The following is a 15,735-nucleotide window of genomic DNA, read 5'->3' as shown; positions in this document are numbered from 1 at the left end:
TTATATATTTGGATTCTTGTATGATTAAGTTTTCTGTTTTGATATCCGTATATGCAAAAGAGCTCACGGAACACTTTGATCAAGCTTTATCTAGCCTTGCGGAACAAACGTTATTAGCAGATGAGATCATTTTGGTTGTTGATGGTGAAATTCCTGAATCTCTAATATCTGTTATTGATAAATGGAGTTCCTTGTTGCCAATGAACGTCATTTATTTACCTGATAATGTTGGCTTAGGTAATGCTCTTAATATTGGAGTGAGTCGCGCCAAATATAATTTTATTGCTAGGATGGATTCTGATGATATTTGTTTGCATGATCGATTTGAAAAGCAAGTAAAGTATTTTGAGACCTTTCCTGATACGGATCTTCTTGGGGGCGCTATTGCTGAGTTTGAGAACGAATTGAATTCTATTGAACGCAAAAAATTCTCATGTTCTGAACATCAAGATATTATTGAGTATAGCATTAAAAGAAATCCATTTAATCATATGACAATGATGTTTAAGAAAGAACTAATTATTCGCGTGGGTAACTATAAGCATCATTTGTTCATGGAGGACTATAATCTCTGGCTACGATGTATTGATAATGGTGCCAAGTGTCATAATATAAATGATGTATTAGTTAAAGCCCGGGTAGGTTCGGGCATGTTGTCAAGACGGAGAGGTATCTCTTATATTAATAGCGAGATTAAGTTACTCTATTTAAAATTAAATATATTTCCAAATAAAAAAATGACAATAGTTCTGACATCAATTTTGCGTTTGATAACTAGGTTGATGCCTGTTTCAATTTTATCAGTTATCTATAAAAAGCTTAGAGCGTAATTTATACATATGTGCTGAATGTCAAAAGGTAGTTAGACTTAGTATCTTCCTATCCTTCCACCATTACTTAAACTGAGTTAACATCTACCCCACATTTCAAGCCGTGCACCACTCGCACGGTGACCATCCCCTGACAGGAGTATGTAATGTCCAAGCAACAGATCGGCGTTGTCGGTATGGCAGTGATGGGGCGCAACCTGGCGCTCAACATCGAAAGCCGTGGTTATACCGTCTCCATCTTCAACCGCTCCCGTGAAAAGACCGAAGAAGTAGTTGCCGAGAACCCAGGTAAGAAACTGGTTCCGCACTACACGGTGAAGGAGTTCGTCGAGTCTCTTGAAACCCCACGTCGTATCCTGTTAATGGTGAAAGCGGGCGCTGGCACCGATGCTGCCATCGATTCCCTGAAGCCGTACCTTGATAAAGGCGACATCATCATTGATGGTGGTAATACCTTCTTCCAGGACACTATTCGTCGTAACCGTGAACTGTCTGCGGAAGGCTTTAACTTCATCGGTACCGGTGTTTCCGGTGGTGAAGAAGGTGCGCTGAAAGGCCCGTCTATCATGCCTGGCGGTCAGAAAGAAGCGTACGAACTGGTTGCACCAATCCTGACTAAGATTGCTGCGGTTGCCGAAGATGGCGAGCCATGCGTCACTTATATCGGTGCTGATGGTGCTGGTCACTATGTGAAGATGGTTCACAACGGTATCGAATACGGCGATATGCAGCTGATTGCTGAAGCCTATTCACTGCTGAAAGGCGGCCTGAACCTGTCTAACGAAGAGCTGGCGACCACCTTCACCGAATGGAATGAAGGCGAGCTGAGCAGCTACCTCATCGACATCACCAAAGATATCTTCACTAAGAAAGACGAAGAAGGTAAATATCTGGTTGATGTGATTCTGGATGAAGCAGCAAACAAAGGCACGGGTAAATGGACTAGCCAGAGCTCCCTGGATCTCGGCGAACCGCTGTCTCTGATCACCGAATCCGTATTTGCTCGCTATATCTCTTCCCTTAAAGAGCAGCGCGTTGCGGCATCAAAAGTACTGTCTGGCCCACAGGCTAAACTGGCTGGCGATAAAGCAGAGTTCGTTGAAAAAGTACGTCGTGCACTGTACTTGGGTAAAATCGTCTCCTACGCACAGGGCTTCTCTCAGCTGCGTGCCGCGTCTGACGAATACAACTGGGATCTGAACTACGGTGAAATCGCGAAGATCTTCCGTGCAGGTTGTATCATCCGCGCTCAGTTCCTGCAGAAAATCACCGACGCTTACGCTGAAAATGCGGGCATCGCGAACCTGCTGCTGGCACCGTACTTCAAAAACATCGCTGACGAATACCAGCAGGCGCTGCGTGACGTTGTGGCATACGCTGTACAGAACGGTATTCCGGTACCAACGTTCTCTGCCGCTGTCGCTTACTACGACAGCTACCGCGCAGCGGTACTGCCAGCTAACCTGATCCAGGCTCAGCGTGACTACTTCGGTGCGCATACTTACAAACGCACTGACAAAGAAGGTGTGTTCCACACCGAATGGCTGGATTAATCTGAATTAGTCCAACCGTGAATACAGGCCCGGAGCGCTCCTCCGGGCTTTTTTATGCGCGGAAAACAGCATTCAGTCAGGTCTGATAGGCGCCGTTGCAGTAAATCGCGATATACTGGCAGCACGCTTACCCGATACGACAACGTTGGGTCCTACGGTGGTGACGTGTTCACCTTCAAATGTTTAACCGGAAGAAGTTACACAACTGATGAAGATAACTATCTCAGGAACAGGGTACGTTGGCCTGTCAAACGGCATTTTGATAGCTCAGAACCATGAAGTCGTTGCGCTTGATATCATTCAGTCCAAAGTCGACATGCTGAATCAGAAACAATCGCCGATCGTGGACAAAGAAATCGAAGAATATCTGGCGACAAAACCGCTGAATTTCCGGGCGACAACCGATAAGCACGACGCCTACCGTGATGCAGACTACGTTATCATTGCGACCCCAACGGACTACGACCCAAAAACTAACTATTTCAACACTTCAAGCGTTGAGTCAGTTATCCGTGACGTGGTTGAAATTAACCCGAACGCGGTGATGATTATCAAATCGACCATTCCGGTCGGGTTCACCAATTCCATCAAAGAAGAGCTGGGTGTCGATAACATCTTCTTCTCGCCGGAGTTTTTACGTGAAGGGCGCGCGCTGTACGACAACCTGCACCCATCACGTATTGTTATCGGTGAACGTTCCGAGCGCGCCGAGCGTTTTGCCGCGCTGCTGCAGGAAGGGGCGGTCAAAAAAGATATCCCGACGTTGTTCACTGACTCCACCGAAGCAGAAGCTATCAAGCTGTTCGCGAACACCTATCTGGCCCTGCGCGTGGCCTACTTCAACGAGCTGGACAGCTACGCCGAAAGCCTGGGACTGAACTCACGGCAGATTATCGAAGGGGTGTGCCTGGATCCGCGTATCGGTAACCACTACAACAACCCGTCATTTGGCTACGGCGGCTATTGTCTGCCGAAAGACACCAAGCAGCTGCTAGCGAACTACGAATCTGTGCCGAATAACATCATTGGCGCTATCGTTGATGCCAACCGCACGCGAAAAGACTTTATCGCCGACTCTATTCTGGCGCGCAAACCGAAGGTGGTGGGCGTTTACCGTCTGATCATGAAGTCTGGCTCTGATAACTTTCGCGCATCCTCTATCCAGGGGATTATGAAGCGTATCAAGGCGAAAGGTATTCCGGTCATCATTTATGAGCCGGTGATGCAAGAAGATGAGTTCTTCAATTCTCGCGTTGTTCGTGATTTGGATGCGTTCAAGCAAGAAGCGGACGTCATCATCTCTAACCGCATGGCGGAAGAGTTGGCGGACGTGGAAGAGAAGGTGTATACCCGCGATCTGTTTGGTAATGACTAAAATGCGAGTATAGATATCATTAATTATACCGGGGTCAGTAAATATCAATAAAGTTATTGTATTCCGGTTATTAATAATAGGATGACCATCTTCATAATTAAAATACGGATGGTTTTTAAAGTGGTATTTTGAATTGAAAGGAGGCGGCATGAAATTAGCATATTTGATTCAATGTCATAAAAATCCAGAGCAAATAGAAATGCTTATAGAGTCGCTTGATCTGGACATTGACGATAATGTTATAATACACGTTGACGCTAAATGTAATGATACCCAGGAAAAAATAAAAATATTAAGCATGGGATATAAAAATGTACATGTTGTACCACACTCTGTTACGGTTAACTGGTCCGGCAAATCACAAATCTACGCAACTTTAAAAATGATTGACTATTTGTATTCCAATAATATGGCTTATGATTATTGTCTATTAATTAGCGGCGAAGATGTTGTACTTAACCCTAATAAATTAAAAGACTTTCTCGGTATATCAAGTAATAAATCATTCATAGAGTTTAGATCTGATCATGCTAAATATTACTGGCGCATCAATAGATATAATATATTTCGAGATTGCCATTTGTCACAGTCTTGGATGACGAGAGCTATTTCTTCTGTTTTTGTAAGATCTCAGCGTGTATTGAATATCAAAAGAAATAATTTCAGAGATGAAGATATTTATCTAGGTAGTCAATGGGTGACAATATCTCGCCAACATATGGATATTCTACTCGATTTTATCGATGATAAATACCTTAAAAAATTCAATTATACATCCTGCAGTGATGAACATTTTTTTCAGATGTTATTTAAACAATGCATTAATGCAGATGAATATGAAACTTACAACTTTCGGCATATAAAATTTGCTGAAGGTGCTAATAGTCCTTCTTATTTAAGCATTAGTGAGCTAATGAGTGTGCGTGATTATCCGAATATATTTATTGCTCGCAAGGTAACCTCAACTACGCTATCTGAGTATTTGCTACTTTCTATACTCGATTAACTTGAAGTTGCATTTTTCAGCATCTGCAAGTTGTCATTAATTCGAGACGCCATAGCCCCGGCAAGTCCCGGTAATCTTTCGTTGAAGAAGTGGTGCATTTCCTCCCAGAACATCTTTGGTGATGCGAAGTAACGGTTATTTCACGCCTCTTCATGCCTCACTTGCCACAACCTTTCTATGGATTCAAATTAGGGCTGTAAGCTGGCAGATAGTGAAACTCTGTATTCAGCATAAAGCTACTTCTTTTGCTGTCCCGCCCGGTGATATCCTACACCGTCGGAGATAATATGCATTATCTGAGTAATCGGATAGGTTTCACGGATAGCAATGAATAACCGGTCGACGCTATGACTGTTGATATTGTCGTATTCTTGGATGGCCGTTTTCCTCATATCGTTATGATTCAGGGCTTCCATAAGGTACAGACTGGTGCAGATTCCGGTAGTTGCTACGACATGAGCCACGCCACAATGAACAGGACAGATCCATCGTGGTGTGGTTTTCCACGAAAGCCGGTTGAGCTTATGCACTGCATCATGCGTTATGCCAGCCGGTTTCCTGTAACTGAAGCCGTTGCGGTGCAACCACTTATTCATGCCTAGAACGGTATATCGGATGCCGTTCCATTCGTCAACTAACTCAATTATGCTCTATGTGGTTTGAAGAATATTATGAGTAAGATGAAACTGCAGTATTTGGGCCAGTTCTCCGCTGATATTACTCTGAGAGTCCCCATTTTCTGGTACCAGTTTTTGTTCATTCATCTAGGTATTGAGATGGCGACGAACCGCTGTTTCATTAATAAACAGAGATTTGGCGGTCATGGTAGCGGTCCAGCCTTAATTGGCAAGGAGAATGCATCTTATTCTGTCACAAACGCGCAAATCCTTGCTGCTTTTGTACAGCCTTTTCATGACAGTCCGTTGTTCAGCAGTCAGATATAGATTTATAAAGTTGAGCATGTTCTTCATTTTTTAGAAATAAAACATCTTCAAAGTTCACGAGTATAGTAACCTCTTAAAAAAGTAATGCATTATGTGGTTTTTAATTAAGATTCAGCATGTTGTTTGTATTAAAAATTCAATGTATCAGAGTTAATGTATATAAAATTTAGGATCCTGTTTTTTTGCTTGGTATTGGGGGCTTTACCAAATAAAATATGTCATTTGCATTTATTTACTATAGACAGTTTGATGCTTTATTAGAGATCGCAAGGGTCTGCATGCATTTAATGCTACTCATCACCGATAATGCTAATTTTAATTGTGTATTGAAATAATGTCCTTAATTTTTTATTTATTGTCTGCGTGGCATCAGAGACTATTGGTGCGGTTGTAATTGCGGCCAATGTTATGATATATTTCAGGGTGGTGTTGGCAGTGGAAATATTTAAGTCGTAGTTAGTTTTGCTTTATTTTATTTATCATATGGGTTAGGGTGGAAGATGAATTTCCGGCTTGATATAAATGGGTTGCGAGCAATAGCCGTAATAATTGTTGTGCTATTTCATTTAAATATACCTCCATTTTCTGGAGGGTTTATAGGTGTTGATGTTTTTTTTGTTATATCTGGCTATCTAATGACATCAATAATTACTTTGGGATTAGAGAGTAAAAGGTTTTCGCTATATGGATTTTATTTATCAAGATGTAAAAGAATAGTCCCACCATTGGTTGTGCTGTGTTGTATTTTAATGGCTTTGTGTTTTTTTATTATCCCTCCAGATGAATACAAAAAACTATCAAAGCATGTTTTCACTTCACTTTTTTTTATTTCTAATTTAACCTATTATAAAGAGTCTGGATACTTTGATTTGTCGTCAGATTATAAATGGTTACTCCATACCTGGTCTTTATCAGTAGAGTGGCAATTTTATATTATATTCCCATTGGCGTTGGTTGCAATACATAAATTTTCAAGTAAATATTGCAAGTTGATTATCTTATTATTCACCATATTATCGTTTGTTTTTTCATTATATCTATCTAAGAAAAATTTATCGCTTTCATATTTTTTATTTTTATCAAGGTGTTGGGAAATGCTTTGTGGAGGATGTGCTTTTTACTTTAAAGATAAATTTACAAATTGTAAGCGTAAATACGTAATTGTATTTTTAAGTCTGATGGCAATAATATCTAGTTCCGTTCTTATGGATGAGTCAACTACATGGCCGGGCATATTGACTTTAATCCCAGTATTAGCAGCGTCGGCAATATTAATGATGAATACCAAATTCATCCTGTTAGAAAATAAAGTAGTACAAAAAATAGGGAGTTGGTCTTACTCTATTTATTTATATCATTGGCCATTAATCGTGCTTGTTGGTGTGTTTTATACAGTGATAGATATTGAAATGAGGATGGCATTGATATTTTGTTCTATCTTCCTAGGGTGGGTGTCATATCGGTGTGTGGAGGATAAAAATAGTAAGGTCTATGTCTTAGTTTCAAAGGCTTTATATATCATACCATTCTATATTGGAGTGGTTATTATAAGTGTTGCTTTCTTTCTTATGTCAGGAATGCCTGGTCGTGTAAATGAAAATGTGAATTACATATCATCGTTATCTAAGGATTTTTATTATAAGGCTGAGAAATGTTTTGTACTTGATGGCGCTAATTCACCAGAGTGTAAGTTTGGTGTAAGTAAAGATGATGAAGATGTTGATTTGGTTGTTATAGGTGATAGTCATGCATATGCAACGCTTTCAGCAGTATTGGCATCAAATGAAAATGCCTCCGTTGTATTTATCGCTCAATCAAGTTGCCCCGCAGTTCCTGATATTGTCAGGATCGGTAGGCCTCACTGTGGTTCATTTATGCGTAACGGATTTAGCGCTATAAAAACAAAGTATAAAAATGCTAAAGTGCTCATTGTTAATAGGTTTTCTCAGTATATTCATGGCGAAAATGGAGATAAAAGAATTCAGCCGCAATTTTACTTCAAAGATAGTGATTCAAACGAGGCTGATTTTTTTGAACACTTCACTCGGGGATTATTGATGTTGGGTCCTAATAAGGATGTGTATATATTATCTCCAATCCCAGATTATCCATATGATGTTGTATTTATGTCGAGTCGTTATGCTATGGTTGGCTCACCGATTCTTATAAAAGTAGATATATCTACGTACAGGAGAAGAAGTGAAGACATTGATGCTTCTTTGAAATTAATGTCATCAAATAATAATAAAATACATATACTATATCCATCGGCGTATTTGTGTGATAATGAATATTGCTACGGCAGCCTTAATGGTGTGCCGATATATAGAGATAGTAATCATCTGACAAATACTGGGAATAAAGTTCTCGTCGACTTATTTAAAAAAATATGGCAATGAAAAATTTATTCACAAGTATGTTTTTTGGCCATACCATTTCCTAGACGAATGGTTGTAGAAAAGGATGATATCCGTAATTGACTACTCACCAGCCCTTGATTTGCTTATTTTTTCGAGGCTGGTGAATGTTTATACTTTTTTGGAGGATCACACTTGAACAATCAGGGGCTGTCTATGTTTTTGAAGCGAATAATTGTCCAAACTATTTAGAGCAGGATGGACATTATCATTTTTTGCTATCTAGACCTTATAAAACTCGCGATACCAATCCACGAAGTTTTTCACCCCATCTTTCACCGAAGTCTGCGGTCTGAATCCCACTAAATCATACAGCGGTTGTGTTTCAGCGCTGGTCTCCAGCACGTCGCCCGGCTGCATTGGCATCATGTTCTTTTGTGCTTCAATGCCCGTGGCTTCTTCCAGTGCGGTAATGTAGTCCATCAGCTCAACCGGGGAGCTGTTACCGATGTTGTAAACGCGGTAAGGCGCAGAGCTGGTTGCAGGGGAGCCGGTTTCTACCGTCCACTCGCTATTGGCTTCTGGGATGATATCCTGCAGGCGAATAATGGCTTCGACGATGTCATCAATGTAGGTGAAGTCGCGCTTCATTTTGCCGTAGTTGTAAACATCGATGCTTTTGCCTTCCAGCATGGCTTTGGTGAACTTGAACAGTGCCATATCCGGGCGGCCCCACGGGCCGTAAACAGTGAAGAAACGTAGCCCGGTTGTCGGCAGACCATAGAGATGGGAATAGGAGTGCGACATCAGCTCGTTGGCTTTCTTGGTCGCAGCATACAGAGAAACCGGATGGTCAACGCTGTCGTCGGTGGAGAAAGGCATCTTGCGATTCAGACCGTAAACTGAGCTTGAAGAGGCGTAAAGCAGGTGCTGAACTTTGTTGTGGCGACAACCTTCAAGCACGTTTAGATGGCCGACTAGGTTAGCCTGCGCATAGGCGTGTGGGTTTTCCAGCGAATAGCGAACGCCTGCCTGTGCGGCGAGGTGGATGACGCGGTCAAATTTCTCATCGGCAAACAGCGCAGTCATTGCTGCAGTATCGGCAAGATCCCGTTTAACGAACGTAAAACGCGCGGATGACAGCAGGTCAAGGCGTGCCTCTTTCAGGCTAATGTCGTAATAGTCATTAAGGTTGTCGATACCCACAACCTGATGCCCGGCGGCCAGCAGTCGCTGGCTGACGTGAAAACCAATAAATCCTGCGGCGCCGGTGACCAAATATTTCATAGCTTTCCTCAAACCCAATTCAGATGCAATTATCGCTTTTGGCGCGATCATACCGCCTACGCGAGAAAAAATATAATCGTAATAGGTCATTAAGCTTAGTAGGTGAGGGCGTAAAGCAAAGAACCCGGCGCGGCGGCCGGGTTCGAAGGGAGCATTACTGGTGACGCTCGCGTAGATTCTCGATGACGGTGGTCAAATCGAGTTCCTGATCCTGCAGCAGAACCAGCAGGTGATACATCAGGTCGGATGCTTCGTTTTTCAGCTCAAACTTATCGTGAACGGTGGCGGCGAGCGCCGTTTCCACGCCTTCTTCGCCCACTTTCTGCGCAATACGCTTGGTGCCGCTGGCATACAGTTTGGCCGTGTAGGAACTGGCTGGGTCAGCGGTTTTACGCTCGGCCAGCAGTTGCTCTAACTGGTACAGGAACAGCCACTGGTGACTGGTGTCGCCAAAGCAGCTCGATGTGCCTTTATGGCAGGTTGGGCCGATTGGGTTCACCAGTACCAACAGGGTGTCGTTATCACAGTCCGGCGCGATGCTGACCACGTTAAGGAAGTTGCCGGACGTTTCACCCTTGGTCCATAAACGCTGCTTGGTGCGCGAGAAAAAGGTCACTTTGCCCGTTTCCTGTGTTTTCGCCAGCGCTTCTTGGTTCATATAACCCAGCATCAGGACTTCGCCTGAAACCGCGTGTTGAATAATGGCGGGCATCAGTCCGTCGGTTTTTTGCCAGTCCAGTTGTTCAGTTAACATACCCGTATCTCCACGCCCTGTGCTGACAGGTACGCTTTTAATTCACCAATATTGATAATTTGCTTATGGAATACCGAGGCCGCCAGCGCGCCGTCGACGTTGGTATCGCGGAAGGCTTCAAGGAAGTGCTCCATGGTGCCAGCACCGCCGGAGGCGATAAGCGGCACGCGGCAGACGTCGCGGACTTTTTTAAGCTGCGCTAGGTCATAGCCGTTACGCACGCCGTCCTGGTTCATCATGTTGAGGACGATTTCGCCCGCGCCACGCTTTTGCACTTCCTGCACCCAATCGAGGGTTTCCCACTGGGTGACGCGAGTACGGCTTTCGTCGCCGGTATATTGATTGACGTGATATTTTCCGCTCTGGTCATCAAACCAGGTATCAATCCCGACCACGATACACTGCACGCCAAAGCGATCCGCGAGGCGGGTGATAAGCTCCGGGTCGGCCAAGGCCGGGGAGTTGATGGAAATCTTATCCGCGCCGAAAGAGAGAATACGCGCCGCGTCGTCGATGGATTTGATGCCACCGGCTACACAAAACGGAATATCGATGACTTCCGCCACGCGGGATACCCAGCTTTTGTCGACCACGCGGCCATCGCTGGAAGCGGTGATATCGTAGAACACCAGCTCGTCCGCGCCTTCGTCGGCATAGCGTTTCGCCAGCGGCACGATATCGCCGATGATTTCGTGATTGCGAAACTGTACCCCTTTAACGACCTGACCATCCCGCACATCGAGACAAGGAATTATCCGTTTTGCCAGCATTGGATGGCCTCCGTTACATTGAATTTACCTTCCAGCAGCGCACGCCCGACAATCACGCCGCGCACGCCGGTGCCGCGTAGGGCGGCGATATCGTTAAGGTCGCCAATACCGCCGGATGACTGAAACGCGACCTGCGGGTAACGTGCGCAGACTTCTTCATACAGCGACACGTTGGAGCCTGCCAGCGTACCGTCACGTGAGATATCGGTGCACAGCACGTGTTGCAAGCCAACCGGCAGATAGGTTTCAACTAATTCTTCCAGCGTCACACCGGAGTTTTCCTGCCAGCCGCTAACCGCGACCTGTTTTGCGCCGTTATCATCAATACGCACGTCCAGCGCCAGCACCAGGTGCTCTGCGCCAAAGCGCGTAAACCAGCCTTTAACCACTTCCGGGGATTTTACCGCCGTGGAGCCCACCACCACGCGCGCCACGCCCGCGTCCAACAGCGCCGCTACGTCTTCTTCAGTGCGTACGCCGCCACCAACCTGCACCGGTACATTCACGCCAGCGACTAGGGTTTTCAACAGCGGGATCTGCCGCTGTGCCGGATCTTTCGCGCCGGTGAGATCCACAAGGTGCAGCACTTCTGCGCCTTGCGCCGCATAGTCCTGCAGGCGCGGCAGCGGATCGGTGCCGTAATCGCGCTGCTGTGCGTAATCTCCCTGATGGAGACGCACGACGGTGCCGTTAATCAAATCTAAAGCAGGAATGATCATTACATCTCCAGGAAGTTTTTCAGCAGCAGCGCACCGGCGCTACCTGAGCGCTCTGGGTGGAACTGCACGCCGTAAAAGTTATCTTTTTGCACGGCGGCGGTGAACGGCTCGCCGTAGTGGCATTGGGCAATGGTGTACTCATTGACCGGCATCGCGTAGCTGTGGACGAAATAGAAGTACGCGCCGTCCTCAATACCACGGAACAGACGATCGCCCGCTTTCGGGTAAACGCGGTTCCAGCCCATGTGCGGCAGAGGGAGACCCATATCGGGCATCTTAGGCACATCTTGGTCGATTATCCCCAACAGGTCGACGCCGTGGGTCTCTTCACTCCGGCGACCCAGCAGCTGCATACCGAGGCAAATACCCAGCACCGGCTGGGTACAGGCCTTAATCAGGTCAACCAACTCGCGTTCACGAAGCTGGTCCATTGCTGCCTGCGCGGTACCGACGCCCGGCAGAAATAGCTTATCGGCGCGCAGCACCACTTCCGGTTCGCGGCTGACCACCGGCTCGTAGCCGTGGCGAATAATGGCTGATTTTACCGAGTTAAGGTTGGCACAGCCGGTATCGAGGACCACCACGTTCATCACAGCACTCCTTTTGAGGAGGGAAGGGTATCGCCGTCTACGCGAATAGCCTGGCGCAGCGTGCGGCCAAAGACTTTAAACAGGCTTTCCACGCGGTGGTGATCGTTTTTGCCTTTGGTTTTCAGGTGCAGCGTGACGCCCATGGTGTAGGAGAGCGAGCGGAAGAAGTGTTCAATCATCTCGGTGCTCAGATCGCCCACGCGCTGGTAGGTAAATTCGGCTTTATATTCCAGGTGCGGACGGCCGGAAATATCCAGCGCACAGCGGGCCAGGCATTCATCCATCGGCAGCACAAAACCGAAACGGTTGATACCGCGCTTGTCGCCCAGCGCGGCTTTTAACGCCTCGCCTAGTGCCAGACCGGTATCTTCCACTGTGTGGTGATCGTCAATATACAGATCCCCTTTCACAGTGATGTTCATGCGAAAACCGCCGTGGGTGGCAATCTGATCGAGCATATGGTCGAAGAAGCCGACGCCGGTGTTGATTTTGCTGCCGCCTTCGCGGTCCAGCCAGACTTCGACGTCAATCTGCGTTTCGCGCGTATTACGCTCAATCCGCGCATAGCGGTCGCGGCGGGTTAACTGCTCGCCAATCGCGGCCCAGTTTAAGGCGTCGCGGTTATAGCGTAGGCCCGTAATGCCCATATTGGTGGCCAGTTCGAGATCGGTGGCGCGGTCGCCGATGACATAGCTGTTGGCGGTGTCCATGGCTTCGCTTGCCAGCCAGGCGGTGACCATCTGGGTTTTTGGCTTGCGGCATTCGCAGTTGTCTGCCGGCAGGTGCGGGCAAATCAGCACGTCGTCAAAGGCCACGCCCTGAGAGGTGAAGATCTGCATCATCAGGTTGTGTGGGCCATCGAAATCCGCCTGTGGGAAGCTGTCTGTCCCCAGCCCATCCTGATTGGTGATCATCACCAGCTTAAAGCCGGCTTTTTGCAGCTTAAGCAGCACCGGAATGGCGTCAGGCTCGAAGGCCAGTTTGTCAAAACGGTCTACCTGATAGTCGCTCGGCGGTTCAGAAATCAGGGTGCCGTCACGATCGATAAAGAGAAACTTCTGGGTCATACGGTCTCCGCTTTCAAAGCGTCAATCACGCGCTGGCTCTCTTCACGAGTGCCGATGGTGATGCGCAAACAGCCGCTTAAAGATGGTTGTTTATTCTGGTCACGTAAGATAATGCCTTGATCCCATAAAGATTTAAATACGAGACTTGAGGCTTTGATTCGCGCCAGTACGTAGTTGGTTTCTGAATCAAACACCTGCTCAACGCAATCGATGGTGCGCAGGGCATCCACTAAGTACTGGCGCTCATCTAAAATTTGCGCCACGCGTTGACGCATCGCTGCAATCCCCTGCGCACTAAGCGCCTGAGCGGCAATATCGGCAACCGGTGTTGAAAGCGGATAAGGCGCAATAACCTTCATTAATAGCGCGATGACTTCCTCATTGGCCAAGGTAAAGCCACAGCGCAGTCCCGCGAGGGCAAACGCTTTTGACAGCGTGCGCAGGATAACCAGGTTTGGATACTCGGCAAGCCAGCCTGCCAGCGTAGCCTGCGGACAGAACTCGATATAGGCTTCATCGGCGACGACTAACGCTTTATCACGGGTCATTTCCAGCAGGGTGCGGAAATCCTGCGGATTGATGACCTGCCCGGTTGGGTTATTTGGGCTGCAAATGTAGACCACTTTGACGTTGGCAAGGCTTTCGGCGATGGCTGGGATATCCAACTGCCAATCGGCCTTCGCCGGTACGGTGCGGCATTCGACGCCGATGGTTTCGGCGCTGACGCTGTACATGCCGTAGGTCGGCGGGCAGAACAACACGGCATCGCGGCCCGGTTCGCAGAACGCGCGCACCAGCAGTTCGATGCCTTCATCGGCGCCGCGGCTGACCAGAACCTGCTCAGGTTTCACGCCAGCGTAGGTAGCGTAGTTTTCAATCACCGCTTTCGGCTGGCATTCTGGGTAGCGGTTTAGCGTCTGCTGGCTTAACTCGAAGGCCACCGCAGTGGGAAACTCGTTGGCGTTCAGCCAAACGTCACCTTTACCGCCCAAGCGGCGCGCTGACTGATAAGGGGTCAGGGCGCGAACGTTATCGCGGGCTAACTGTTCAATGCTCATGCTTGCTCCTTCAGGGCGTTAACGCGCAGAGTAACGGCATTTTTGTGGGCGGTAAGTAGCTCGGCGGCGGCCAACGTTTCAATGGTGGCGGCCAGCGCTGAGAAACCTTCACGTGATAATTCCTGCACGGTCATCCGTTTCTGGAAATCGGCCAGGCCAAGACTTGAACAGGTCGACGTGTAGCCGTAGGTCGGCAGCACGTGGTTGGTGCCGGAGGCGTAGTCACCGGCGGATTCTGGAGACCAATCGCCGAGGAAGACGGAACCGGCGCTGGTAATCTCATCTACCAAGTCACGGGCGTTGCGGGTCTGAATAATCAGGTGCTCCGGGCCGTACTGGTTTGAGATAGCAACGCACTGCGCCAAATCTTTGGCCACAATCAGGCGGCTGGCGGAAAGCGCTTGGCGCGCGGTATCGGCGCGGGAAAGCTCGGTGAGTTGACGCTCAACCGCTTCGGCGACGCCCTGCGCGATGTTGGCATCAGGCGTCAGCAAGATAACCTGCGAGTCCGGGCCGTGTTCGGCCTGAGATAATAGGTCGGAGGCGATAAAGTCCGGGGTTGCGCCGCTATCGGCTATCACCAGAACTTCTGAAGGGCCTGCTGGCATATCAATAGCTGCGCCGTCGAGACGCTGGCTCACCTGGCGTTTGGCTTCGGTGACGAAAGCGTTGCCCGGTCCAAAGATTTTATCCACTTTTGGCACGGATTCGGTGCCAAGCGCTAGGGCGGCAATCGCCTGCGCGCCGCCGACGTTAAACACATCTTTGACCCCGCACAGCTGCGCGGCGTAGAGAATTTCATCGGCAATCGGCGGCGGGGAACACAGCACGACTTTTTTGCAGCCCGCAATACGCGCCGGGGTCGCCAGCATTAATACGGTGGAAAATAGCGGAGCCGAACCGCCTGGAATATAAAGGCCGACCGAGGCGATAGGGCGGGTAAGCTGCTGGCAACGTACGCCCGGTTGGGTTTCGATATCCACCGGCGGCACGATTTGTGCGGTGTGGAAGGTGTCGATATTGCGCACCGCAGCCTGCATGGCTTGCTTCAGCTCATCGCTCAGGCGGCGGCTGGCTTGTTCAATTTCTTCGGCGGTGACTTTTAGCGCACCGACTTCGGTTTTATCGAACTTGGCGCTGTATTCACGCAGTGCTGTATCGCCGTTGTTTTTGACGTTATCCAGAATCTCGCTCACCGTACGGGTGATGCTGTCAGATGCGGAAATAGCCGGGCGCATTAACAACGCTTGCTGCTCTTCGGGGCTACAGCTGTTCCAGTCAATCAGGGTATTGAAGCTCAAAGTCGTTACTCCATCATGGGGCCATGCCGGATGGCGGCGGTGCCTTATCCGGCCTACAAGGGCCGTAATATCAATGATTGTGATAATTCTTGTAGGCCTGATAAGCGCAGCGCCATCAGGCAGA

14 protein-coding genes are annotated in these 15,735 nt (G+C 47.8%); 5 read left to right on the top strand and 9 right to left on the bottom strand.

All coding sequences use genetic code 11. The features are described from left to right. Positions 1-20 precede the first annotated feature (20 nt). The 4 genes from AB4K05_RS09685 to AB4K05_RS09670 all read left to right on the top strand — a co-directional run bounded on the left by AB4K05_RS09685 (position 21) and on the right by AB4K05_RS09670 (position 4,764). Complete coding sequence (locus AB4K05_RS09685; protein WP_368479775.1) at positions 21-830, top strand: glycosyltransferase; 810 nt, start codon at positions 21-23, stop codon at positions 828-830. Positions 831-976: 146 nt separating this feature from the next. After that, positions 977-2,383 carry an NADP-dependent phosphogluconate dehydrogenase gene (gene gndA, locus AB4K05_RS09680; RefSeq protein ID WP_368479774.1) on the top strand — a complete coding sequence of 469 codons (1,407 nt, stop codon included), beginning with the start codon at positions 977-979 and terminating at the stop codon, positions 2,381-2,383. 208 nt (positions 2,384-2,591) lie between these two features. Next, entirely contained in the window at positions 2,592-3,758 is a 1,167-nt protein-coding gene (gene ugd / locus AB4K05_RS09675; RefSeq protein ID WP_368479773.1) for a UDP-glucose 6-dehydrogenase, read from the top strand. 148 nt (positions 3,759-3,906) lie between these two features. Then, positions 3,907-4,764 carry a beta-1,6-N-acetylglucosaminyltransferase gene (locus AB4K05_RS09670; RefSeq protein WP_368479772.1) on the top strand — a complete coding sequence of 286 codons (858 nt, stop codon included), beginning with the start codon at positions 3,907-3,909 and terminating at the stop codon, positions 4,762-4,764. A 236-nt stretch (positions 4,765-5,000) separates the two neighbouring features. Here AB4K05_RS09670 and AB4K05_RS09665 read toward each other — a convergent pair whose 3' ends face one another. Further along, a complete protein-coding gene (locus AB4K05_RS09665; RefSeq protein ID WP_368480150.1) occupies positions 5,001-5,408 on the bottom strand; it encodes a winged helix-turn-helix domain-containing protein in 408 nt (135 codons plus the stop codon). A gap of 800 nt (positions 5,409-6,208) precedes the next feature. Between AB4K05_RS09665 and AB4K05_RS09660 the strand changes: the two genes are divergently transcribed. Beyond that, positions 6,209-8,107: an acyltransferase family protein gene (locus tag AB4K05_RS09660; RefSeq protein WP_368479771.1), complete on the top strand. Its 1,899-nt coding sequence runs from the start codon at positions 6,209-6,211 to the stop codon at positions 8,105-8,107. Between the two features lie 240 nt (positions 8,108-8,347). Here the strand turns inward: AB4K05_RS09660 and AB4K05_RS09655 are convergent, their stop codons facing one another. From AB4K05_RS09655 to hisD, 8 genes are all read right to left on the bottom strand, one after another. Next, positions 8,348-9,352 carry an NAD-dependent epimerase gene (locus AB4K05_RS09655; RefSeq protein WP_368479770.1) on the bottom strand — a complete coding sequence of 335 codons (1,005 nt, stop codon included), beginning with the start codon at positions 9,350-9,352 and terminating at the stop codon, positions 8,348-8,350. 154 nt (positions 9,353-9,506) lie between these two features. Then, complete coding sequence (gene hisIE, locus AB4K05_RS09650) at positions 9,507-10,106, bottom strand: bifunctional phosphoribosyl-AMP cyclohydrolase/phosphoribosyl-ATP diphosphatase HisIE (RefSeq protein ID WP_368479769.1); 600 nt, start codon at positions 10,104-10,106, stop codon at positions 9,507-9,509. Beyond that, positions 10,100-10,876, bottom strand: a complete 777-nt coding sequence (gene hisF / locus AB4K05_RS09645; protein WP_368479768.1) for an imidazole glycerol phosphate synthase subunit HisF — start codon at positions 10,874-10,876, stop codon at positions 10,100-10,102. Before hisF ends, hisIE begins: the two co-directional genes overlap by 7 nt. Further along, positions 10,858-11,595 (bottom strand): 1-(5-phosphoribosyl)-5-[(5-phosphoribosylamino)methylideneamino]imidazole-4-carboxamide isomerase, encoded by a 738-nt coding sequence (gene hisA / locus AB4K05_RS09640; RefSeq protein WP_368479767.1) that lies wholly within the window; start codon positions 11,593-11,595, stop codon positions 10,858-10,860. The genes hisF and hisA overlap by 19 nt, the downstream gene beginning before the upstream one ends. Then, the gene (gene hisH, locus AB4K05_RS09635) at positions 11,595-12,185 is read right to left on the bottom strand and encodes an imidazole glycerol phosphate synthase subunit HisH (protein WP_368479766.1); all 591 of its coding nucleotides are present in this window, start codon (positions 12,183-12,185) and stop codon (positions 11,595-11,597) included. The genes hisA and hisH overlap by 1 nt, the downstream gene beginning before the upstream one ends. Next, the gene (gene hisB / locus AB4K05_RS09630) at positions 12,185-13,252 is read right to left on the bottom strand and encodes a bifunctional histidinol-phosphatase/imidazoleglycerol-phosphate dehydratase HisB (RefSeq protein ID WP_368479765.1); all 1,068 of its coding nucleotides are present in this window, start codon (positions 13,250-13,252) and stop codon (positions 12,185-12,187) included. Before hisB ends, hisH begins: the two co-directional genes overlap by 1 nt. After that, positions 13,249-14,310, bottom strand: coding sequence for a histidinol-phosphate transaminase (gene hisC, locus AB4K05_RS09625; RefSeq protein ID WP_368479764.1), 1,062 nt, complete (start codon positions 14,308-14,310; stop codon positions 13,249-13,251). Before hisC ends, hisB begins: the two co-directional genes overlap by 4 nt. Next, entirely contained in the window at positions 14,307-15,611 is a 1,305-nt protein-coding gene (hisD, locus tag AB4K05_RS09620; RefSeq protein WP_368479763.1) for a histidinol dehydrogenase, read from the bottom strand. The genes hisC and hisD overlap by 4 nt, the downstream gene beginning before the upstream one ends. Positions 15,612-15,735 lie beyond the last annotated feature (124 nt).

This window comes from Kluyvera sp. STS39-E (genome assembly GCF_040932435.1).
Classification (GTDB): Bacteria; Pseudomonadota; Gammaproteobacteria; order Enterobacterales; family Enterobacteriaceae; genus Kluyvera.
This window is presented reverse-complemented; position numbering and strand designations above follow the sequence as displayed.

Coding starts and splice junctions, on each gene's coding strand:
- AB4K05_RS09685 (WP_368479775.1), top strand. CDS start 21: ATGATTAAGTTTTCTGTTTTGATATCCGTATATGCAAAAGAGCTCACG.
- gndA (WP_368479774.1), top strand. CDS start 977: ATGTCCAAGCAACAGATCGGCGTTGTCGGTATGGCAGTGATGGGGCGC.
- ugd (WP_368479773.1), top strand. CDS start 2,592: ATGAAGATAACTATCTCAGGAACAGGGTACGTTGGCCTGTCAAACGGC.
- AB4K05_RS09670 (WP_368479772.1), top strand. CDS start 3,907: ATGAAATTAGCATATTTGATTCAATGTCATAAAAATCCAGAGCAAATA.
- AB4K05_RS09660 (WP_368479771.1), top strand. CDS start 6,209: ATGAATTTCCGGCTTGATATAAATGGGTTGCGAGCAATAGCCGTAATA.
- AB4K05_RS09655 (WP_368479770.1), bottom strand. CDS start 9,352: ATGAAATATTTGGTCACCGGCGCCGCAGGATTTATTGGTTTTCACGTC.
- hisIE (WP_368479769.1), bottom strand. CDS start 10,106: ATGTTAACTGAACAACTGGACTGGCAAAAAACCGACGGACTGATGCCC.
- hisF (WP_368479768.1), bottom strand. CDS start 10,876: ATGCTGGCAAAACGGATAATTCCTTGTCTCGATGTGCGGGATGGTCAG.
- hisA (WP_368479767.1), bottom strand. CDS start 11,595: ATGATCATTCCTGCTTTAGATTTGATTAACGGCACCGTCGTGCGTCTC.
- hisH (WP_368479766.1), bottom strand. CDS start 12,185: ATGAACGTGGTGGTCCTCGATACCGGCTGTGCCAACCTTAACTCGGTA.
- hisB (WP_368479765.1), bottom strand. CDS start 13,252: ATGACCCAGAAGTTTCTCTTTATCGATCGTGACGGCACCCTGATTTCT.
- hisC (WP_368479764.1), bottom strand. CDS start 14,310: ATGAGCATTGAACAGTTAGCCCGCGATAACGTTCGCGCCCTGACCCCT.